Origin of the sequence: Pseudomonas sp. PS02288 (assembly GCF_029959715.1) — a bacterium.
GTDB classification, from domain to species: Bacteria; Pseudomonadota; Gammaproteobacteria; order Pseudomonadales; family Pseudomonadaceae; genus Pseudomonas_O; species Pseudomonas_O kuykendallii.
This window is the reverse complement of sequence record NZ_JASCPA010000003.1, coordinates 42,450-62,017: the sequence shown is the minus strand read 5'-3', so window position 1 is coordinate 62,017 and position 19,568 is coordinate 42,450. Positions and strand designations below refer to the sequence as shown.

Here is a 19,568-nt window from a genome sequence, read left to right as displayed (position 1 = left end):
TGACCGGCTTAGTCCAGCGGCTGGATGCTGACGTCGCTGATGCCCACCACCGGCGCCAACTCGACCAGTTCCTCGAGGACCAGATCGTCGTTCACCGCCAGGTTGTTCTTGCGTGCGAGTTCCTTCACCGCATCGATGATCGGAATGTCGAGGTCTTCGATGACATCGGTGTGCGGTTCGCCCTGCAGGGTGTAGTGGATCTCGTAGTGCTCGCTCATGGCGCAATCCTCCGGGTCTACACAGGGTTGATCCCAGCGCGCCGGGGATTGTTCTGGATCTCCGCCGAGCGGTAGTGGCACCGCGCCCATCCTGCGGGAGGACGGCGCGCGGCGCGCGGGTCAGAGGATCGGCTTGCCGCCGGTGACGCCGATCCGGGTGCCGGAAATGTAGCTGGATTCGTCGGAGGCGAGCATGACGAATGCCGGCGCCACTTCCACCGGTTGCCCCGGACGCCCCATCGGGGTTTCGCTGCCGAAGCTCTTCACGTCGTCCTCGGGCATGGTCGAGACGATCAGCGGCGTCCAGACCGGGCCGGGCGCGACGCTATTGGCGCGGATGCCCTTCTCGGCGAGCAGCTGGGCGAGGCCCGCCGTGAAATTGGCGATGGCGCCCTTGGTCGCGGCATAGGCCAGCAGCGTCGGCTTCGGCATGTCCGAGTTGACCGAGGTGGTGTTGATGATCGAGCCGCCCTTGGGCATGTGCGGCACCGCTGCCTTGACGATGCGAAACATCGCCGTGATGTTCACGTCGAAGGTGTGCACCCATTCCTCGTCGGGAATCTCGTCGAGCGAGGCGCGGCTCATCTGGAACGCGGCATTGTTCACCAGCACGTCGATCTTGCCGAACTCGGCGACCGTCTTCTCCACCAGTTGCAGGCACAGCTCGCGGTCGGCGAGGTCGCCCGGCAGCAGCAGCGCCTTGCGCCCCGCCTGCTCGACCAGACGCGCGGTGTCCTTGGCATCCTCGTGTTCATCCAGGTAGGCGATGGCGACGTTGGCCCCCTCGCGGGCGAAGGCGATCGCCACGGCGCGGCCGATGCCGCTGTCGGCGCCGGTGATCAGCGCCGTCTTGCCCATCAGCCGGCCGGAACCCTGGTAGCTGTCCTCGCCGCAGTCCGGCAGCGGATTCATGCGCTCCTGGTTGCCGGGGTTCTGCTGCGGCTGGCTGGCAAAGGGCGGAGTCGGATAATCGGTCATGGAAAGCTCCTGTCTTTGGGAATACACCCATTAACGACAGGAGCGTTTTTGCCGCAGTTCAGCCAAACCGGCGGGCGGTAGCAGAGCGCGGGCCGTCAGCAGCCGGCTTCACGCAGACGCGCCGCATGCTCGAGATACAACCCGACAGGATTCACGCCGTCCGGTACGCGGCCGGAGAACTGGTTGATCAGGTCGAGGTGGTCCATGGGGTAATCCGAGCGGATCACCTGGCCCAGGTGGGCACTGAAACGTCCGACGAATCCGTCGTTCTGCCCGGCCTCGCGGACGAAGGTACGCGACAACGTCCGGCACATCGCCTGGCTCGGATCGAGACGGTTGCGGCCGCGGTCGGTGACGCCCGGCTGAAGCGTGCCGGCCCAGGAGTAGTAGCGCACGCCGTCCACTTCGTAGTCCCCCTCGCCGCCCCACACCGTGGGCACGCCCTGGGGAAAGCGCTGGTTGAACGACTGCATGCCGGCGCAGGTGAGCGCGCGGTGCGAGGCAATGCCGTCGAGCGGCAGATGCAGGCTGTACTCGTGGCTCTCGAACAGCTCCAGCATCCGCGCCACGCCATGCGCCGCGCGCGCCGCGAACTTCTCCCGACGACCGTTGTGCGGCAGTTTCTGCACCAGATAGTCGGCCAGTTCCGAGCCCTGGTTCGGCCCGCCGACGCTGGTCACCGAGGCGACCCACTGCGGCCTGAGCGCCGCCGCGTAGCGCACCGTCAGCGCGCCCTGGCTGTGGCCGATCAGGTTGACCTTCTGCGCGCCGGTGGCGGCGAGGATCTCGTCGATGCGTTCGAGCAGTTGTTCGCCACGCACCTCGTTGCCGTTGAGCGACGACACCTTGGGGGTGAAAACTCGAGCGCCCTGCTCACGCAGCGCGGAATCGATGCCGTACCAGTAAGGCCGCCCGGCCAGGCGAACGAAGCCGAGCAGACCATGCACGAGAACGAGGGGATAGCGGGTGTGCGCGTCAGGCGGCATGTGCGGACTCCTGTCGGCAGCGGCGACGCCGGTCGACGCCGCCGCGAAGGATCAGAACAACAGCTTGAAGAACGCGATCACGACGATCAGGCCGATGAGAAAGATGATGCCGACTGTACTACCAAGAAACTTCAACATGCGCAGGATTCCTTTTCTGGGGTTCACTTCTGTGACCCCGGCGGCCGCGCGTAGGTTCGCCCGAATGCGGCAGAGGCGCCGCGCGAGTGCGGATCAAACCAAGCGGCGAACTACCGGCGAAGGTCATCGCTCCAAGCTCTGTCAGACACACATCATCCGCACAGGAATAATCCGCATGATCAAGCAGAGCCTCGCCCTCGCCGCTGTTGTCGCCACCCTCGGCGGCTGCGCCACCAACCCGGAAAACCCGGTCGACTACGTCACCTACCGTCACGAGCCTCTGGTCGAGCAGGTCAAGATCGGCATGACCAAGGAGCAGGCCCTCGCCCTCGGCGGTCCGGCATCCAGCGAAATGGGCCGCACCGTGTATCCGGGCAGCTGCAACAACTACGTACTCAACCACGACGGCAAGGAACAGCCCTACTACGTCGCCTTCGACGCCAACGACCGTGTCCAGGACAAGGGCTTCCTGACCTGCAAGGAAATGGAAACCAACGAGCGCACCAAGCACAAGTTGTAAGCCAGCCCGCCGCCATCGCCCGATGGCGGCGTTCCTCCCGGACCGCGCCCTGCCGTCCGTCCAGCGATCCGAAACTTCGCCCCTGGCACCAGTCGAATCTCCTGAACACCCATGAATTCAGGAGAACCGTCATGCCCCGTGGCGATAAATCCGAATACAGCGAAAAGCAAAAGCGCAAGGCCGAGCACATCGAGCAGAGCTACGAGCAACGTGGCCTGTCCAACGACGAAGCCGAGGCGCGAGCCTGGGCCACGGTGAACAAGCAGTCCGGCGGTGGCGAGAAAAAAGGCGGCTCCGGCCAGCGCAAGAGCGAAACCGCCAAGCGCGCCGACCGCAAGGACTCCGCCCAGCGTGCCGCCGCCGCGCGCAAGGGCAAGCCGGCCAATCGTGGCCCGGCCAGTCGTGGCCCGGCCAATCGAGGTTCGGCACAGTCGCGCTCGCGTAGCGGCAGCACATCCCTTACCGAGATGACCCGCGACGAACTGATGAAGCGTGCCCGCGAGCGCGACGTGCGCGGACGTTCGAGGATGCGCAAGGCGGAGCTGATCCGCGCCCTCAGCTGAACCTGGAGACTGCCATGACCCCCGACTCGCCCCGCGACAGACCGGACCCGACCCAGCCGAAAGTCACCCCGGACAACGCCCACAACCCGTTGCCGCCGATGCCCGCGCACCAGGACGTACCGCAGAAACCGGCGCCGCAGCCGGAGAACGAAGCCGATCTTGAGCGCGAGCAGCCCGGCAACTGGCGTTGAAGCCAGACGGCTCGACGGTGCGAAACCTTTGGCGCCGTCTAACACTCACAACAGGGTCGCCTGGGCCATCCTGCCGTCAGAGCAGGAGCGTCAGGCCGTGATCCACGCCTAGGAGATTCCTGATGAGCTACGTACAACTGAGTGACAAGAACACCCTGCGCGAACGCGCCCGCCAGCACGTCGAAAACGGTGCGGTGACCGAGAGCTACAGCGCCGACAAAGACGTCGTGCTCAAGCTGCTCAACGATTCGCTGGCCACCGAGCTGGTCTGCTACCTGCGCTACAAGCGCCACTACTACATGGCGACCGGCCTGCGGGCGAGCGTCGCCGCCGATGAATTCCTCGAGCACGCCGGGCAGGAGCAGGAACATGCCGACCGCCTGGCCGAACGCATCGTCCAGCTGGGCGGCGAACCGGACTTCAACCCCGACAGCCTGACCGAGCGCTCCCACGCCGAATACACCGAGGGCAACGGCCTGCGCGACATGGTCTTCGAGAATCTGGTCGCCGAGCGCATCGCCATCGACAGCTACAAGGAAATCGTCCAGTACCTGGGCGACAAGGACCCGACCACCCGGCGCATCTTCGAGGACATCCTCGCCCAGGAAGAGGAACACGCCGACGACCTGGCCGGGCTGCTCGACGGGATGAACTGACCCAGCGGGTGAAAGGTCCGAGCCTGCGATCCGCCAAGGCCGCCAGGTGCTTTGCCAGATGCAGGGTGGATGACGCTTTTTCCGTCCACCGTTACCGCGCCGGGTGGATCGGTGAAGCGCGATCCACCCTACTATCCGCCGCCGGCGCCGGGAGCCTTGCCAGATGTAGGGTGGATGACGTTTTTTTCATCCACCGTCACTGCGCGCACTGCGCGCGGGATCGATGAAGCGCGATCCACCCTACGGTCCTGCACATCGGGGGTCGGCAGGCGGCAGATAGGTGAGCCGGCGCGGTCACCCTACCCTCTCGCCTTCCACATTTAACACCCCCGTTCCCCCGCGCACCCGCAGCCGATTGGCCTGTGGGTTGCGCAGCAGGTATTCCGCTACCTTTGGCTCCAATTGCGTCCGCACGCGGCGCGCCAGGTCGCGGGCGCCGAAACGGCGGTCGTGGCCGGCGCAGAGCAGCGCAGCGGCCGCGTCATCCACCTTAAGCTGGCGCCCGTGCCGGCCCAGGCGCTGGTTGAGCTTGTCCAGTTCGATGGCCAGCAGGTCCGGCAGGCGCTCGCCACCGAGGCGCTCGAAAGCGAGAAGGCGGTCGATGCGGTTGAGGAATTCCGGCTCGAAGTGCCGGTGCAGAGCCGCCTCGACGATTGCCTTCTCGCGCCCCGGCCGCGGTTGCAGGCGCAGCCAGCGGCGCCAGCCCCGCTCGAAACCGGCACGGTAGTGCCAGGCCTCCTGGGCGCCGATGTTGCTGGTCATGAAGATCAGGCTGTTGCGGAAATCGATGCGCCGGCTGCCGGAGCTGAGCACCAGCTGGCCACTGTCGAGCACGTTGAGCAGGCTGCGGATCACCTCGCGGCTGGCCTTTTCCAGTTCGTCGAAGAGCACGATGCCGGGCCGGCTGAAGCTGCCCTGGATCGCCTCGATGTCGAACAGCGTGGTGCCTTCCTTGCTGCCGACGTAGCCCGGCGGCGCGCCGGTCAGTGCGGCGGCGTAGTGCTCCTGGGCCAGGGTGTTCATGTCGATGCGGCAGAAGGCGTCGGCCTTGCCGTGTATCGCCTGGGCCAGCAGGCGGACGATCTCGGTCTTGCCGACGCCGGTGGGGCCCATGAACAGGTTCACGGACAACGGCCGCTCGCGCTCGCCGATGTCCGCCTTGACCACCGCCAGCAGCGATTCCACCGCCGCCAGCGCCGCCTCCTGCCCGACGATCCGTTCGCGCAGCAGCGCCATCACCTGCGCCGGCTCGAAGAGAAAACGCGATTGCAGGCGATCTGCCGCCGGCGACGGCGCCTCGGCCAGTTGCCCGCGATTGTGCTCGACGAGGTCATTGATGAAGGGCATGCCAGGGCTCCGGATCGGCTGTGCGGTGGGCTGCGTCGCGCCGCCCATGCGGTTCGTAGGGTGCGCCGTGCGCACCGGCCGGTGTTGCGGTGCGCATGGCGCACCCTACGTCCATGTACGTCCGCGCCTTCGGCAGTTTGTAGGGTGGGCTTCAGCCCACCAAGGTTGCCGCAAGATCCGGTTGGTGGGCTGAAGCCCACCCTACGGCATGCGGTGTCCATGCAGTTCGTAGGGTGCGCCGTGCGCACCGGCCGGTGTTGCGGTGCGCATGGCGCACCCTACGTCCACGTACGTCGCGCCTTCGGCAATTTGTAGGATACGCGGCAGCGGCATCAGCCGGCGGTCTTTTCCTTGCCGCCGTGCGGCAGTTCGCCGACCGGGCAATCGGCGACGCCGATGCTGCGGCGGGTGAGTTTTTCCACGTCGTCGCGGGCCTTTTCGGCGTCCATCACCCAGGTGCGGTAGAACTCGAACGGGCAGTCGGCGACGCCGCGGTCGCCATCGCCGGAGTTGTACACGCCGGTGTAGCCGCGGTGCAGCAGCTTGAACAGGTGGTTCTGCGACTGGTCGTTGGCGCGCGCGTCGCGAATCTGCGAGATCGACAGCTGGGCGTACTGGATGCCCATTTCCTCCTCGCCGCACTCGCCGAGGGTGCGCCCGTCGAAGCCGATGATCGCCGAATGGCCGAAGTAGCTGTACACGCCGTCGAAGCCGGCGGCGTTGGCCACAGCGACGTAGCAGTTGTTGGCCCAGGCCATGGTTTTGGACATCAGCACCTGCTGCTCCTTGGCCGGGTACATGTAGCCCTGGCAGCGCACGATCAGCTCGGCGCCCTTCATCGCGCAGTCACGCCAGATCTCCGGGTAGTTGCCGTCGTCGCAGATGATCAGGCTGATCTTCATGCCCTTCGGGCCTTCGCTGACGTAGGTGCGGTCGCCCGGATACCAGCCTTCAATGGGACACCAGGGGATGCACTTGCGGTACTTCTGCACGATCTCGCCCGCATCGTTGATCAGGACGAGGGTGTTGTACGGCGCCTTCTCCGGCGACTCGTTGCGCTCGCCGGTGAGCGAGAAGATGCCCCAGGTTTTTGCCTCGCGGCAGGCGGCGGAGAAGATCGCCGTTTCCTCGCCGGGGATGGTCGCCGCGGTGGCCATCATCTCGTCGCGGTCGTACATGATCCCCATGGTGCTGTATTCGGGGAACACCACCAGGTCCATGCCCGGCAGGCCGAGCTTCATGCCCTTGATCATCTCGGCGATCCTGCGCGCGTTGTCGAGGACTTCGGCCTTGCTGTGCAGGCGCGGCATCTTGTAGTTGACGACGGCGACACCGACGGTGTCCGGGCTGCTGGAAATATCACCGTGACGCATGGGGCTCTCCTCGGATTTCGGGCGCGTTGAGATCGCGGGGTGGTTGGTGGGCTGAAGCCCAGGCTACGGAAGGCCCGGACGCAGCGATCCAGGCGCAGCCTCAGTGGCTGATCATCCACGGCCGTCCCGCCGGCTTGCCCTTGAGGGCGTGGGGGTTGGCCTTGGTCGGCAGGTTCGGCTTGCTCGGCGCGCAGCAGCTGCAGCCGGCCGCGTGTTTGCGCTTACTGGCGTACTCGGCGACGGTCTGCGGCGCATGGGCGGCGCGCTCGTTGGTCTCGATGGCGGCGCGGGTGTTGCCGGCCATGGTCGCCAGCCGCGGCGCGGAGCGGATCACCCGGCGGCTTTCGCCGGCGCAGTAGGGGCACGCGCAGGGCTGGTCGCGCTCGGCCATCGGCCGCAGCATGGTGAAGTCGCCGCATTCGGCGCAGTCGTATTCGTAGATCGGCATGCTCACCTCGGGGGTTCGGGACGCGCGCAGCGCCCCTTTGCCAATGCGGGTGTCCGCCACCCGGACCGCCCTGGCCGCCGTCCAAAGCACCAGGCCGCTCCGGGCGGAGAACTCATTTGTCCAGGGCGATCGGCAGGTCGATGCTGCCATCGAGGTGCTTGATCGGGCCGGACGCGCTCGGGTTGATGTCGAATTCGAAGATTTCCGTGGGCAGCCACAGCGTCGCGCAGGCGTTGGGGATGTCCACCACGCCGCTGATGTGCCCCTGCACCGGCGCCGAGCCGAGCAGCGAGTAGCCCTGGGCCGGCGAGTAGCCGAACTTGGTCAGGTAGTTGATGGCGTTGAGGCAGGCCTGCTTGTACGCCAGGTTGACGTCCAGGTAGTGCTGCTTGCCGGCCTCGTCTACCGAGATGCCTTCGAAGATCAGGTAGTTGTTGTAGGTGGGCACGATCGGGCTGGGCTTGAAGATCGGGTTCTTGATCCCGTACTTGGCCATGCCGCCCTTGATCAGCTCGACCTTCATGTGCACCCAGCCGGCCATTTCGATGGCGCCGCAGAAGGTGATCTCGCCGTCGCCCTGGCTGAAGTGCAGGTCACCCACCGACAGGCCGGCGCCGTCGACATAGACCGGGAAGAAGATTTTCGAGCCGCGCGACAGGTCCTTGATGTCGCAGTTGCCGCCGTGTTCGCGCGGCGGCACGGTGCGCGCACCGGTCAGCGCAGCCTTGTCGCGGGCCTCGCCGGTGAGCTTGCCCATGTGCGCGGTGGCGGCCAGCGGCGGGTTGGCCAGCGGCGGTACGCGGGTCGGGTTGGTGTCGATCAGCTCCTGCTCGCGCTTGTTCCAGTCGGCGAGCATCTTGTGGTCCGGCAGGCAGCCGATCAGGCCGGGGTGGATCAGGCCGGCGAAGTTCACGCCCGGAATGTGCCGCGAGCTGGTGAACATGCCCTTGAAGTCCCAGATCGACTTCTGCGCGTGGGGGAAGTGATCGGTGAGGAAACCGCCGCCGTTCTGCTGCGAGAAGAAGCCGTTGAAGCCCCAGAGCGAATCCTGCCGCGCGCCGATGTCGAGCAGGTCGACCACCAGCAGGTCACCCGGCTCGGCGCCCTGCACGCCCACCGGGCCGGACAGGTAGTGCACGGTGGAGAGGTCGACGTCGCGCACGTCACTGGCGTCGTCGTCGTTCTTGATCGCGCCGGCGGTCCAGTCGTAGGTTTCGAGGATGAAGTCGTCACCCGGCTTGACCCAGCAGGCCATCGGGATGTCCGGATGCCAGCGGTTGTGGATCTGCTCGTTGTCGGTGGCGGCCTGATTGAGGTCGACCTTGATCAGCGTTTCGGTCATGACAAAGCTCCTGGGACCTTGAGGGTTTCGGCGCAGCGGCCGGGTCGGGAGCTAGTCTTGATTCAGCGGGCGATGCGGGAAATACGTCGGATGACGTAGGCACAAGCGGCGCGCGCCAACGGCCTGAAAACGCCACGCGCAGGCCATTTTCGCGCGCCGGGCGCGGGGCCGCAAAGCCGCGCGGCATGCGGCGTTCAGGCCTCGCCGGCGCGCTTCAGCGCCTCGATCAGATCGACCTTGTTCATCCGCGAACGGCCGGCGATGTTGCGCTCGGCGGCGCGCCTGAGCAGCTCGGGTTTGGCCAGGCGGCCCAGCGACGGCTCGCGCTCGGCGGCGGTCTTGCGCGCGATGTCTTCCGGCTGCGCGGAATGTTGCTGGCCGCGACGACTGTCGGCGCGTTTCTTGCGCGAGGTGCGCGCGTACTCGGCGCGGCTCAGCGACGCGCGGGCACGCTCGGGCAGGTAGCGCTCGCCGGTTTCGCCGGACGGCTTGCCCGAGCGCGTGCCCCAGTCCTCCTCGGTCCAGTGCGCGAGGGCGTTGTCGGCCGGCTTGTCGCCGACGTAGCCGCCGCCCTCGCGCTGGTATTCGCGCACCGCCAACTGGGCCTTGCGCGCGGACCACTGGCCGGGCTTGCCCCCCTTGTCGCCGGCGGTGACACGCTGTTTGACGGTTTCCCACAGTGCCGGATCGGTTTTCTTCGCGGTACCGGACATGGCGCTTTCCTCCACGCTCTACCTGTGAAGGAAAGACCCCTGCGGCCCGCGCGACGTTCTGCGCCCAGGGACGAGCGGGCGTCGGCCGGACAGCCAGAGGGCGTAACGGGCTCAGACCGAGAGGTAGCGGCTGATGGTCTGCTCATCCACCTTGTCGCGGGTTTCCTCGACGACGAACTTGCCCTTCTCGATCACCAGGAAACGGTCGGCGATCTCCATGGTGAAGGACAGCACCTGCTCGGAGACGACGATGGTCAGGTCGCGCAGGTTGCGGATCTCCTTCAGCTTGTGGGCGATGTCCTTGATGATCGACGGCTGGATGCCTTCGGTGGGTTCGTCGAGCAGCAGCACCTTGGGGTTGGTCGCCAGCGCACGGGCGATGGCCAGCTGTTGCTGCTGACCGCCGGAGAGGTTGCCGCCCTTGCGCGAACGCATCTCGTGGAGCACCGGGAACAGTGCGTAGAGGTCGTCCGGCACCTTGCCCCTGGCCGACGCCGGCAGGCCGGTCTGGATGTTCTCCAGCACGCTCATGTGGGAAAAGATCATCCGCCCCTGCGGCACGTAGGCGATGCCACGCTCGACGCGCTGATGGGTGTCCAGCGCGGAGATGTCGGCGCCGTCGACGCTGATCTGCCCGCCCCATTGCGGCAGCACGCCCATCAGGCTCTTGAACAGGGTGGTCTTGCCCATGCCGTTGCGGCCCATGACCGCGACGATCTCTTTTTTCGCCACGGTCAGGTTCAACTCGTGGAGGATCTGGCTCTGGCCGTAGCCGGAAACGAGGTTGCTGATCTGGAACATGTGTGTCACTCCAACGTAGGGTGCGCCACGCGCACCATTGCGTATGTGTAGGAGCCAGCTTGCTGGCGATCCGCGGACCGTCAGTAGATCGATGGTCACTGACTCTTCGGTGCGCGCGGCGCCCCCTACAAAGCCGGTATCCCGGCCTCAGATCACCTTCGGATTGCTCTGCACCAACGCCATGCCGCCGTAGGGTGCGCCATGCGCACCGCTGGCCATGACGTGGCGGACTCTTCGGTGCGCACGGCGCGCCCTACAAAAGCCTGCATCGCGGGCCTCAATGCCCCAGGTACACCTCGATCACCTTCGGGTTGCTCTGCACGGATTCCATGCTGCCCTCGGCCAGCACCTTGCCCTGGTGCAGCACGGTGACCTTGTGGGCGATGCTCTTGACGAACTCCATGTCGTGCTCGATGACCAGCACCGAACGCCCCTGGCTGATGCGGTTGAGCAGCTCGGCGGTCTGCACGCGCTCGCTGACGCTCATGCCGGCCACCGGCTCGTCGAGCATCAGCAGCTCCGGGCCCTGCATCAGCAGCATGCCGATCTCCAGCCACTGCTTCTGCCCGTGGGAGAGCAGGTCGGCCTGCTTGTCGAGGAAGTCGCTGAGGAAGATCTCTCCCGCCACTTCCTCGACCCGCGCGATGACCTCGGGCGAGCGCTTGAAGAACAGCGCGCCGAACACCTTGCGCCCGCTCGGGTAGGACATTTCCAGGTTCTCGAACACCGTCAGGTTCTCGTAGATCGACGGGTTCTGGAACTTGCGCCCGACCCCGGCGCGGACGATGTCGAACTCCTTCATCCTGGTCAGCTCGCGGCCGTCGAACTCGATGCTGCCGGAGGTCGCCCTGGTCTTGCCGCAGATGAGGTCGAGCACCGTGGTCTTGCCGGCGCCGTTGGGGCCGATCACCACGTGCACTTCGTTGCGGTCGACGTAGAGGTTGAGGTCGTTGACCGCCTTGAAGCCGTCGAAGGACACGGTCAGCCCCTCGATGGCGAGGACCGGTTTGGCGGCCTGGAATCCTGCTGGGCTGTTCATGGCGCGGTCTCCAGTTCACGGGCGGGCGAGGCGGCGGGCGGCTTGGCGGCGAACACGCGAACCTTGGGCGGCGGCACGCCGAACAGCTGCTTGCCGAGCGGGAAGCGCGCGATCCATTTGCGCCCGTGGCTTTCCCAGAGGCCGGCGATGCCGTTGGGGAAGTACATGACCACGACGATGAAGAGGCCGCCCATCAGGTACAGCCACAGCTCGGGGAAGCTCTCGGAGAAGTAGGTCTTGCCGAAGCTCACCAGCAGCGTGCCGTACACCGCGCCGAGCAGCGACATGCGCCCGCCCACCGCGGCGAAGATGACCATCTCGATCGACGGCACGATGCCGACGAAGCTCGGCGACATGAAGCCGACCTGCAGGGCGAACATCGCCCCGCCGATGGCCGAGAAGGCCGCCGCCAGGCAGAACACGAAGATCTTGAAGCTGGCCACGTCATAGCCGGAGAAGCGCACACGTTCCTCCTTGTCGCGCATCGCCATCAGCAGGCGGCCGAGCTTGGAGGTCAGCACGAAGCGGCCGATGAGGATGCAGCCCAGCAGCAGGAAGGCGTTGACGAAGTAGAGGATGACCTTCGCCGAGTTGTCGCGGATGTCCCAGCCGAGCAGCGTCTTCAGGTCAGTGATGCCGTTGACGCCGCCGGTGAGGCCCTGCTGGCCGATGATCAGGATGGTCAGGATGGCCGCGATGGCCTGGGTGACGATGGAGAAGTACACGTCGCCGACGCGGCGCTTGAACATGGCGATGCCGATGATCAGCGCCAGCAGTACGGGCACCGCGACCACCGCGACCAGGGTGAAGCCGAAGCTGTGGAACGGCTGCCACATCATCGGCAGCTCGGTCAGCTGGTTCCAGTCCATGAAATCCGGGATGCCGGGGGTGGACTGGATCTTGGTGCTCTCCGGGTCGGACGCCTCCAGCTTGAGGAACATCGCCATGCAGTAGCCGCCGACACCGAAGAAGATGCCCTGGCCGAGGCTGAGGATGCCGCCATAGCCCCAGCACAGCACCAGGCCGACGGCGACGAAGGCATAGGTCAGGTACTTGCCGACCATGTTCAGGCGGAAGGTGTCCAGCGCCAGCGGGAACACCACCAGGATCAGCGCGGCCAGCACCAGCAGGCCGATGGCCCCCTGTTTGCCGCCGAGCAGGTTTTCGTAGGCGTTTTTCATCAGCAAATCTCCCGGCGGACAAAAAGTCGCTTTGAACCGTAGCGAGCAGCTCCAGCTGCAAGAAGCCCGGAGCGCAGTGACGAAGGCGTACATCGAGTACGTTGAGGAAACGAGCACTGCGCGACGCCGCAGATGGGGCGCGCAGTAGGTTGAAAGCGACTTTTCACTTCCGGACCTTTATCGAGAACAGCCCCTGCGGACGCAGCATCAGGATCAGGATCACCGCCGACAGGGTCAGCACCTTGGCCATCGAGCCGGAGAGGAAGAACTCCATGATCGATTGCGCCTGGGCGATGGTGAACGCCGAGGCGATGGTGCCGATCAGGCTGGCGGCGCCGCCGAAGACCACGGTGAGGAAGGTGTCGACGATGTACAGCGAACCCGCGGTCGGCCCGGTGGAACCGATGGTGGTGAAGGCCGCGCCGGCGACCCCGGCGACGCCGCAGCCGAGGGCGAAGGTCATGCGGTCGACCTTGCGGGTGTTGATCCCCACGGCGCGGCTCATCACCCGGTTCTGCATGGTGGCGCGCACGTGCAGGCCCCAGCGCGAGCGGTACAGCATGATGAACAGCGTGGCGGTGCAGAGCACGGTCAGGCCCATCACGAACAGGCCGTTCTTCGGAATGTCGATGGTCTCGGTGGGGTTCCACGAACCCATGATCCACTCCGGCATTTCCGCGCCGACCTCGCGCGCGCCGAAGATCGAGCGGAACGCCTGCTGCATCACCAGGGACAGGCCCCAGGTCGCCAGCAGGGTGTCCAGCGGACGGTGGTAGAGCTTGCTGATCATCGCCCACTCCACCAGCCAGCCCAGGGCGCCGGCGATGAAGAACGAAGCGATGATGGCGAAGAAGAAGTAGTACGGCTGCATCGCCGGTACGTAGTGCAGGGTCAGCGTCGAGATCACGTAGGTGGTGTACGCGCCGACGGTGAGGAACTCGCCGTGGGCCATGTTGATCACGCCCATCTGGCCGAAGATGATCGCCAGGCCGAGTGCCATCAACAGCAGCACGCAGAACACCGACAAGCCGTTGAAGCCCTGCATGACGGCGATGGCGCCGAAGTCGGATAGCCACTCCATGATTGGTCTCCTGGGTGGGGTGGTGGAATTCGTGGCGGAGCCGTCCCCCGTTCACCGGCCCTCTCCCGAGGGGAGAGGGGGGATGGGAGCCTGTCGACGGTAAGCGCGGCGCCCGTCGGTCCCCTCCCCTATCGGGGAGAGGGGGCTTGCGCTCGAAGCTCGCCGTCAAACCGTCACTGATAGCCTTTCGGGAACGGGTTCGGCTCGATCAGCTCGGACTCGTGGACCACCTTGAAGGTACCGTCGCCCTGGATTTCGGCGATGCGTGCCTTACTCCACAGGTGATGGTTCTCGTGGACCTTCACGTAGCCCTCCGGCGCGGTGGTCAGCTCGATGCCTGGGGACGCGGCGACGACCTTGTCGACGTCGAAGCTGCCGGCCTTCTCGACCGCCGCCTTCCACAGCCATGGGCCGAGGTAGCCGGCCTGGGTGACGTCGCCGATGACCGAGTCCTTGCCGTACTTGGCCTTGAATTCCTCAACGAATTTCTTGTTGTTGGGGTTATCCAGGGTCTGGAAGTACTTCATCGAGGAGTAGAAGCCCTTCATGTTCTCGCCACCGATGCCGAGCATTTCATCCTCGGTTACGGAGATGGTCAGCAGGGTCTGCTTGTCGCTGGTGATACCGGCGGCCTTCAGTTGCTTGTAGAAGGCCACGTTGGAACCGCCGACCACGGCGGCGAACACCACGTCGGGTTTCTTCAGCTTGATCTTGTTGGTCAGCGAGCCGAACTGGGTGTTGCCCAGCGGGTAATACTCTTCGCCGACGACCTTGCCGCCGAGCACGTTCTCGATGTGCTTGCGCGCGATCTTCATCGAGGTACGCGGCCAGATGTAGTCGGAGCCGAGCAGATAGAAGGTCTTGGCGCCCTTCTCCTTGGCGATCCAGTCGAGGCTGGCGAGGATCTGCTGGGTCGCTTCCTGGCCGGTGTAGATGACGTTCTTGGACTGCTCGAGGCCTTCGTAGAAGGTCGGGTAGTAGAGCAGGCCGTTGTCCTTCTCGAAGATCGGCAGCACGGCCTTGCGCGAGGCGGAGGTCCAGCAGCCGAACACGGCGGCGACCTTGTCGCTTTCCAGCAGCTTCTTGGCTTTTTCGGCGAAGGTCGGCCAGTCGGACGCACCATCTTCCTGGATCACCTTGATCTGCCGGCCGAGGATGCCGCCCGAGGCGTTGATCTGGTCGATGGCCAGGCGTTCGGCCTGGATGGAACCGGTTTCCGAGATCGCCATGGTGCCGGTCGCCGAGTGCAGCTGGCCGACGGTCACGGTGGTGTCGGTGACCGCCAGACCGGTGGTGTTGGCATCGTCGGCCTGCGCCATCTGGCCGAATACGCTGGCGGCCAGCAGCGAGATCGCCGCGGCGCCCAGCGCCAGCCGCCGGGGAAGGTGGCGTGTGGCTCCCGTGAGTCTTGATTCCATCGTCTTGCTCCTCTGGTGGTTGGCGCGATCGGCTCGCCTTGCGGGTGCCGGTCTCGGTTCGGGGCAAGAATGCGTTTGCGACGCGAACGGGGGGTATACGCAGATTGACGTAAGCGCATACGTCATCTGACGTACAGGCGCAGCGCTCTGCCTCGGGCATCCTGAGCCCCGCCACGCGCGCAGGCGTCCCGCCTCCTGTAGGCGGATGCAAGGTCCCGGTGCGCGCGGCGCACCCTACGGCGGCACGCTTCACGGAGCACTCGTAGGGTGCGCCATGCGCACCAGGGAACCACCGGACTCCCCGGCGCAGGAAAACCCCCGGGCGCGCGGCGCACCCACGGCAACACGCTTCACGGGCATTCGTAGGGTGCGCCATGCGCACCGCAGAGCTGCCCGACGGGTCACGCCGGGGCATGGAAGTTGCTGTCGAGAACCACCGCCAACCAGGAGCGCGCCCGTGCAGCCCACCGGCACTCAACGCATCGCCAAGATCCGCCGCGACTACAACAGCTGGGTCGCCGACGAGACGCTGGAAGACTACGCGCTGCGCTTCACGCCGAAGTCGTTCCGCAAGTGGTCGGAGTTCCGTATCGCCAACACCGCCCTGGGCGCGGTGTCGTTCCTCGCCCTGGAAGCGATCGGCGGCGCGCTGGCGATCAGCTACGGCTTCAACAACACGCTGTGGGCGATCATCGCCGTGGCCCTGGTGATCTTCCTCACCGGCCTGCCGATCAGCTACTACGCCGCCCGCTATGGCGTGGACATGGACCTGCTGACCCGCGGCGCCGGCTTCGGATACATCGGCTCGACCATCACCTCGCTGATCTACGCCAGCTTCACCTTCCTGTTCTTCGCCCTCGAGGCGGCGATCATGGCGCTGGCGCTGGAGCTGTACTTCAACATCCCGCTGGCGCTGGCCTATGTGATCTGTTCAATCCTGATCATCCCGCTGGTGACCTACGGCATCACCCTGATCAACCGCCTGCAGCTGTGGACGCAGCCGCTGTGGATCGTTTTGCTGTTCCTGCCCTACGTGTTCGTCATGCTGAAAAACCCCGAGGCGCTCAGCGACCTCACCGGCTTCGTCGGCCGTGAGGGCGAGGCCGGGCGCTTCAACCTGCTGCATTTCGGCGCCGCCTGCACCGTGGCGCTGGCGCTGGTCACGCAGATCGGCGAGCAGGTCGACTACCTGCGCTTCCTGCCGGCCAGGACCCGCGCCAACCGCAAGCGCTGGTGGGCGGCGATGCTGCTGGCCGGGCCGGGCTGGATCATCCCCGGCGCGCTGAAGATGTTCGCCGGCGCCTTTCTCGCCTTCCTCGCCCTGCAGCACGAGATTCCCATCGAGCGCGCCGCCGAGCCGACGCAGATGTACCTGGTGGCCTACGGCTACGTGTTCGACTCGCCGCAATGGGCGCTCGGCGCGATGGTGCTGTTCGTCATCGTCTCGCAGGTGAAGATCAACGTGACCAACGCCTACGCCGGCTCGCTGGCCTGGTCAAACTTCTTCGCCCGCGTCACCCACAGCCATCCGGGGCGCGTAGTGTGGCTGGTGTTCAACGTCGCCATCGCGCTGATGCTGATGGAGCTGGGCGTGTTCGAGGCCATCGAGCAGGTGCTCGGGCTCTACTCCAACATCGCCATCGCCTGGATCGGCGCGGTGGTCGCGGACCTTGTGATCAACAAGCCGCTGGGGCTCTCGCCGAAGCAGATCGAGTTCAAGCGCGCGCACCTGTACGACATCAACCCGGTCGGCGTCGGCGCCATGCTGATCGCCTCGCTGCTCTCGGTGGCGGCGCACGGCGGCCTGTTCGGCGCCCTCGCCCAGGCCGCGTCGCCGGCCGTGGCGCTGGGCTCGGCGCTGATCGTCGCGCCGCTGATCGCCTGGCTGACCAAGGGCCGCTACTACATCGCCCGGCAGCGCCAGCCGGAGCTGCTCTACCCGTACACGGTCAAGGGCAAGGTGCCCTGCGTGCTCTGCAGCAATGCCTTCGAGGAGCCGGACACCGCCTTCTGCCCGGCCTACGGCGCGCCGATCTGCTCGCTGTGCTGCTCGCTGGACGCGCGCTGCGGCGACCTCTGCAAGCCGCGCGCGCGGCTCGCAGAGCAGTTCGACGACCTGATCCACTGGATCTTCCCCAACGTCTCCATCCCGCGCCTGCACACCCGGCTGGCGCACTACCTCGGCGTACTGACGGTGATCGTCGCGCTGCTGTCCTGCGCTCTGGCGCTGGTCTACAGCCAGGTTTCCCAGGGCATCGGCGAGGCCTCGCCGGAAGGGGTGCAGACGCTCTACCAGGCGTTCCTAAAGGCGTTCCTGGTACTCACCCTGTTCGCCAGCCTGCTCGCCTGGTGGGTGGTGCTGACCCGCGAGAGCCGCCGCGTCGCGCAGGAGGAGTCGCACCGCCAGACGCAGTTGCTGATGCAGGAGATCGAGGCCCACCGGCGCACCGACGAAGAACTGCAGAAGGCCAAGGAGGCCAGCGAGTCGGCCAACGCGGCGAAGAGCCGCTACGTCACCGGGCTCTCCCACGAATTGCGCACGCCGCTCAACAGTATCCTCGGCTACACGCAGATCCTGCAGCGCGACGGCGCCATGGCAGTCCAGCACAAGGACGCCCTGGCGACCATATTCCGCAGCGGCTCGCACCTGCTCTCGCTGATCGACGGGCTGCTCGACGTGGCCAAGATCGAGGCCGGCAAGCTGAATCTGGAGCAGGTGGAAATCCCCTTCCCCGAGTTCGTCCGGCAATTGCAGCAGATGATCACCCCGCAGGCCCAGGAGAAGGGCCTGGGCTTTCGCCTCGACGTGCGCGGGCGGCTGCCCAGCGTGGTGCGCGGCGACGACAAGCGCATCCGCCAGATCCTCATCAACCTGCTCGGCAACGCGGTGCGCTTCACCGAGCGCGGCGAGGTCGCCCTCGCCGTCAGCTACCTGCGCGAGACCGCCACCTTCGAGATCATCGATACCGGCATCGGCATCGCGCCGGAACAGATCGAGCGGATCTTCCAGCCCTTCGAGCGCGGCGACCCGCTGCGCCAGGACAACGGCGTCGGCCTCGGCCTGACCATCACCCGCATGCTCACCTCGCTGATGGGCGGCGAACTGTCGGTGACCAGCCGCCCCGGCGAGGGCACCCGCTTCCAGGTGCGCCTGTTCCTGTCCGAGGTGCGCGTGCCGCAGGCCGTGGTGCACGTCGAGCACGACATCGTCGGCTACCAGGGCGAGCGCCGGCTGATCCTGGTGGTCGACGATCACCTGGAGCACCGCAAGGTGCTCTCCGGCATGCTCGCGCCGCTGGGCTTCGCCATCGCCGAGGCGAGCAACGGCCAGGAGGCGGTGCGCCAGGTCGCCCTGCTCAACCCGGACCTGATCCTGATGGACCTGTCGATGCCGCTGATGGACGGCTGGGAAACCAGCCGGATGATCCGCCGCAACGTGATGTCGCAGGCGCCGATCATCGTCATCTCGGCCAACGCCTTCACCGACGACCGCGAGCGCAGCGTAGGCGCCGAATGCAGCGATTACCTGGCCAAGCCGGTGCACACCCCCGAGCTGCTGGAGAAGATCAAGGTCCAGCTCGGCCTGCAATGGCTCAAACGCCCCACCGAAGCGCCGCCCGGAAACGGGCCCTGGCGGCTACCCAGCGACCAGGCCCTGGCCGAGCTCAGCGAGCTGGGCGCACAGGGCTACGTGAAAGGCATCGTCGAACGCCTCGACGCGCTGGAGGGTACCGAACCGGAAGCCGCCGCCTTCGTCGCCGGCATGCGCCAACTGGTCAAGCGCTTCCAGCTCAACGAATTCAACCGCCTGCTCAAGGATGCCCAGAGCCGGCGCCGTTCCGTGCCCGAACAGGAGATCGCCCGTCGTGATTGATTCCCAGCCGTCCGCCCCACCCACCGCCAAGGCCCTCCGGCCGGTCCACGAGCAGGGTGTGGTCCTGATCGTCGACGACGTTCCGGACAACCTCGCCCTGCTTTCCGACGCCCTCGACGAGGCCGGCTACATGGTGCTGGTCGCCCTCGACGGCGCCAGCGCGCTGGAGCGCATGCAGCGCCGCCGCCCGGACGTGATCCTGCTGGACGCAATGATGCCCGGCATGGACGGCTTCGAGACCTGCCGGCGGATCAAGGCGCAGGCCGGCATCGCGGATATCCCGGTGCTGTTCATGACCGCGCTGACGGACAGCGAGCACGTCGTCGAAGGCTTCGCCGCCGGCGGCATCGACTACGTGACCAAGCCGATCCGCCCCGACGAGGTGCTCGCCCGCGTCGCCGCCCACCTGCGCACCGCGCGCACCCTGCAGACCGCGCGCAACGCTCCGGGCGCCGCCCCGAGCCTGGACGACGAACAGGTCCGCGAAGCCCTCGCGGCACGCTTCCAGCTCACCGGCCGCGAAGTCGAAGTGCTGCACTGGGTCGCCTGCGGCAAGACCAACCGCGATATCGGCGACATCCTCGGCCTCAGCCCGCGCACGGTGAACAAGCACCTGGAGCACGTCTACGTGAAGCTCGGCGTGGAAACCCGCACCGCCGCGGCGGCCGTGGCGATGGCGACGGGCGGACGCTAGTCCTGCG

The 19,568-nt window shown here is 66.3% G+C and carries 19 protein-coding genes; 6 read left to right on the top strand and 13 right to left on the bottom strand.

Annotated elements, in window-relative coordinates; genetic code table 11:
• Positions 1–8: 8 nt before the first annotated feature.
• The 3 genes from QMX85_RS02660 to QMX85_RS02650 form a co-directional block, all read right to left on the bottom strand.
• Entirely contained in the window at positions 9–218 is a 210-nt protein-coding gene (locus QMX85_RS02660; protein WP_282338649.1) for a hypothetical protein, read from the bottom strand.
• A gap of 120 nt (positions 219–338) precedes the next feature.
• Positions 339–1,196 carry an SDR family oxidoreductase gene (locus tag QMX85_RS02655; protein WP_282338648.1) on the bottom strand — a complete coding sequence of 286 codons (858 nt, stop codon included), beginning with the start codon at positions 1,194–1,196 and terminating at the stop codon, positions 339–341.
• Positions 1,197–1,291: 95 nt separating this feature from the next.
• Positions 1,292–2,182: a triacylglycerol lipase gene (locus tag QMX85_RS02650; protein ID WP_282338647.1), complete on the bottom strand. Its 891-nt coding sequence runs from the start codon at positions 2,180–2,182 to the stop codon at positions 1,292–1,294.
• Positions 2,183–2,495: 313 nt separating this feature from the next.
• Between QMX85_RS02650 and osmE the strand changes: the two genes are divergently transcribed.
• The 4 genes from osmE (at position 2,496) to QMX85_RS02630 (ending at position 4,250) form a co-directional block, all read left to right on the top strand.
• Positions 2,496–2,840, top strand: coding sequence for an osmotically-inducible lipoprotein OsmE (gene osmE, locus QMX85_RS02645; protein ID WP_282338646.1), 345 nt, complete (start codon positions 2,496–2,498; stop codon positions 2,838–2,840).
• Between the two features lie 131 nt (positions 2,841–2,971).
• On the top strand, positions 2,972–3,403 hold the full coding sequence (locus QMX85_RS02640) for a Rho termination factor N-terminal domain-containing protein (protein WP_282338645.1): 432 nt from the start codon (positions 2,972–2,974) through the stop codon (positions 3,401–3,403).
• Between the two features lie 14 nt (positions 3,404–3,417).
• Positions 3,418–3,594, top strand: coding sequence for a hypothetical protein (locus QMX85_RS02635; protein ID WP_273234882.1), 177 nt, complete (start codon positions 3,418–3,420; stop codon positions 3,592–3,594).
• A gap of 122 nt (positions 3,595–3,716) precedes the next feature.
• On the top strand, positions 3,717–4,250 hold the full coding sequence (locus QMX85_RS02630) for a ferritin-like domain-containing protein (RefSeq protein WP_090223948.1): 534 nt from the start codon (positions 3,717–3,719) through the stop codon (positions 4,248–4,250).
• Between the two features lie 294 nt (positions 4,251–4,544).
• On the opposite strand, the gene QMX85_RS02625 is transcribed toward QMX85_RS02630, so the two are convergent.
• The 10 genes from QMX85_RS02625 to urtA all read right to left on the bottom strand — a co-directional run bounded on the left by QMX85_RS02625 (position 4,545) and on the right by urtA (position 14,993).
• On the bottom strand, positions 4,545–5,597 hold the full coding sequence (locus QMX85_RS02625; protein WP_282338643.1) for an AAA family ATPase: 1,053 nt from the start codon (positions 5,595–5,597) through the stop codon (positions 4,545–4,547).
• A gap of 332 nt (positions 5,598–5,929) precedes the next feature.
• A complete protein-coding gene (locus tag QMX85_RS02620) occupies positions 5,930–6,970 on the bottom strand; it encodes an aliphatic amidase (protein ID WP_090223951.1) in 1,041 nt (346 codons plus the stop codon).
• 100 nt (positions 6,971–7,070) lie between these two features.
• On the bottom strand, positions 7,071–7,418 hold the full coding sequence (locus QMX85_RS02615; protein WP_282338642.1) for a zinc ribbon domain-containing protein: 348 nt from the start codon (positions 7,416–7,418) through the stop codon (positions 7,071–7,073).
• A 112-nt stretch (positions 7,419–7,530) separates the two neighbouring features.
• Positions 7,531–8,760 (bottom strand): formamidase, encoded by a 1,230-nt coding sequence (gene fmdA / locus QMX85_RS02610; protein WP_282338641.1) that lies wholly within the window; start codon positions 8,758–8,760, stop codon positions 7,531–7,533.
• A 194-nt stretch (positions 8,761–8,954) separates the two neighbouring features.
• Complete coding sequence (locus tag QMX85_RS02605; protein ID WP_282338639.1) at positions 8,955–9,473, bottom strand: Rho termination factor N-terminal domain-containing protein; 519 nt, start codon at positions 9,471–9,473, stop codon at positions 8,955–8,957.
• Between the two features lie 111 nt (positions 9,474–9,584).
• The gene (gene urtE, locus QMX85_RS02600; protein ID WP_282338638.1) at positions 9,585–10,274 is read right to left on the bottom strand and encodes an urea ABC transporter ATP-binding subunit UrtE; all 690 of its coding nucleotides are present in this window, start codon (positions 10,272–10,274) and stop codon (positions 9,585–9,587) included.
• Positions 10,275–10,551: 277 nt separating this feature from the next.
• Positions 10,552–11,313: an urea ABC transporter ATP-binding protein UrtD gene (gene urtD, locus QMX85_RS02595; RefSeq protein ID WP_090223960.1), complete on the bottom strand. Its 762-nt coding sequence runs from the start codon at positions 11,311–11,313 to the stop codon at positions 10,552–10,554.
• The gene (gene urtC, locus QMX85_RS02590) at positions 11,310–12,494 is read right to left on the bottom strand and encodes an urea ABC transporter permease subunit UrtC (protein WP_282338637.1); all 1,185 of its coding nucleotides are present in this window, start codon (positions 12,492–12,494) and stop codon (positions 11,310–11,312) included. The genes urtD and urtC overlap by 4 nt, the downstream gene beginning before the upstream one ends.
• Before the next feature lie 163 nt (positions 12,495–12,657).
• Positions 12,658–13,575: an urea ABC transporter permease subunit UrtB gene (gene urtB, locus QMX85_RS02585; protein ID WP_282338636.1), complete on the bottom strand. Its 918-nt coding sequence runs from the start codon at positions 13,573–13,575 to the stop codon at positions 12,658–12,660.
• Between the two features lie 173 nt (positions 13,576–13,748).
• A complete protein-coding gene (urtA, locus tag QMX85_RS02580; RefSeq protein ID WP_282338635.1) occupies positions 13,749–14,993 on the bottom strand; it encodes an urea ABC transporter substrate-binding protein in 1,245 nt (414 codons plus the stop codon).
• Between the two features lie 457 nt (positions 14,994–15,450).
• Between urtA and QMX85_RS02575 the strand changes: the two genes are divergently transcribed.
• Both QMX85_RS02575 and QMX85_RS02570 read left to right on the top strand, forming a co-directional pair.
• Positions 15,451–18,867, top strand: coding sequence for an ATP-binding protein (locus QMX85_RS02575; protein ID WP_282338633.1), 3,417 nt, complete (start codon positions 15,451–15,453; stop codon positions 18,865–18,867).
• Entirely contained in the window at positions 18,863–19,561 is a 699-nt protein-coding gene (locus tag QMX85_RS02570; RefSeq protein WP_282338720.1) for a response regulator, read from the top strand. The genes QMX85_RS02575 and QMX85_RS02570 overlap by 5 nt, the downstream gene beginning before the upstream one ends.
• Positions 19,562–19,568 lie beyond the last annotated feature (7 nt).

Excerpts from the sequence above, each read along its gene's own strand:
- QMX85_RS02635 (WP_273234882.1), top strand. The coding sequence starts at position 3,418 with ATGACCCCCGACTCGCCCCGCGACAGACCGGACCCGACCCAGCCGAAA.
- urtA (WP_282338635.1), bottom strand. The coding sequence starts at position 14,993 with ATGGAATCAAGACTCACGGGAGCCACACGCCACCTTCCCCGGCGGCTG.
- QMX85_RS02620 (WP_090223951.1), bottom strand. The coding sequence starts at position 6,970 with ATGCGTCACGGTGATATTTCCAGCAGCCCGGACACCGTCGGTGTCGCC.
- QMX85_RS02630 (WP_090223948.1), top strand. The coding sequence starts at position 3,717 with ATGAGCTACGTACAACTGAGTGACAAGAACACCCTGCGCGAACGCGCC.
- QMX85_RS02615 (WP_282338642.1), bottom strand. The coding sequence starts at position 7,418 with ATGCCGATCTACGAATACGACTGCGCCGAATGCGGCGACTTCACCATG.
- QMX85_RS02660 (WP_282338649.1), bottom strand. The coding sequence starts at position 218 with ATGAGCGAGCACTACGAGATCCACTACACCCTGCAGGGCGAACCGCAC.
- QMX85_RS02625 (WP_282338643.1), bottom strand. The coding sequence starts at position 5,597 with ATGCCCTTCATCAATGACCTCGTCGAGCACAATCGCGGGCAACTGGCC.
- osmE (WP_282338646.1), top strand. The coding sequence starts at position 2,496 with ATGATCAAGCAGAGCCTCGCCCTCGCCGCTGTTGTCGCCACCCTCGGC.
- urtD (WP_090223960.1), bottom strand. The coding sequence starts at position 11,313 with ATGAACAGCCCAGCAGGATTCCAGGCCGCCAAACCGGTCCTCGCCATC.
- QMX85_RS02640 (WP_282338645.1), top strand. The coding sequence starts at position 2,972 with ATGCCCCGTGGCGATAAATCCGAATACAGCGAAAAGCAAAAGCGCAAG.
- QMX85_RS02655 (WP_282338648.1), bottom strand. The coding sequence starts at position 1,196 with ATGACCGATTATCCGACTCCGCCCTTTGCCAGCCAGCCGCAGCAGAAC.
- QMX85_RS02605 (WP_282338639.1), bottom strand. The coding sequence starts at position 9,473 with ATGTCCGGTACCGCGAAGAAAACCGATCCGGCACTGTGGGAAACCGTC.
- QMX85_RS02650 (WP_282338647.1), bottom strand. The coding sequence starts at position 2,182 with ATGCCGCCTGACGCGCACACCCGCTATCCCCTCGTTCTCGTGCATGGT.
- urtC (WP_282338637.1), bottom strand. The coding sequence starts at position 12,494 with ATGAAAAACGCCTACGAAAACCTGCTCGGCGGCAAACAGGGGGCCATC.
- fmdA (WP_282338641.1), bottom strand. The coding sequence starts at position 8,760 with ATGACCGAAACGCTGATCAAGGTCGACCTCAATCAGGCCGCCACCGAC.
- urtE (WP_282338638.1), bottom strand. The coding sequence starts at position 10,274 with ATGTTCCAGATCAGCAACCTCGTTTCCGGCTACGGCCAGAGCCAGATC.
- urtB (WP_282338636.1), bottom strand. The coding sequence starts at position 13,575 with ATGGAGTGGCTATCCGACTTCGGCGCCATCGCCGTCATGCAGGGCTTC.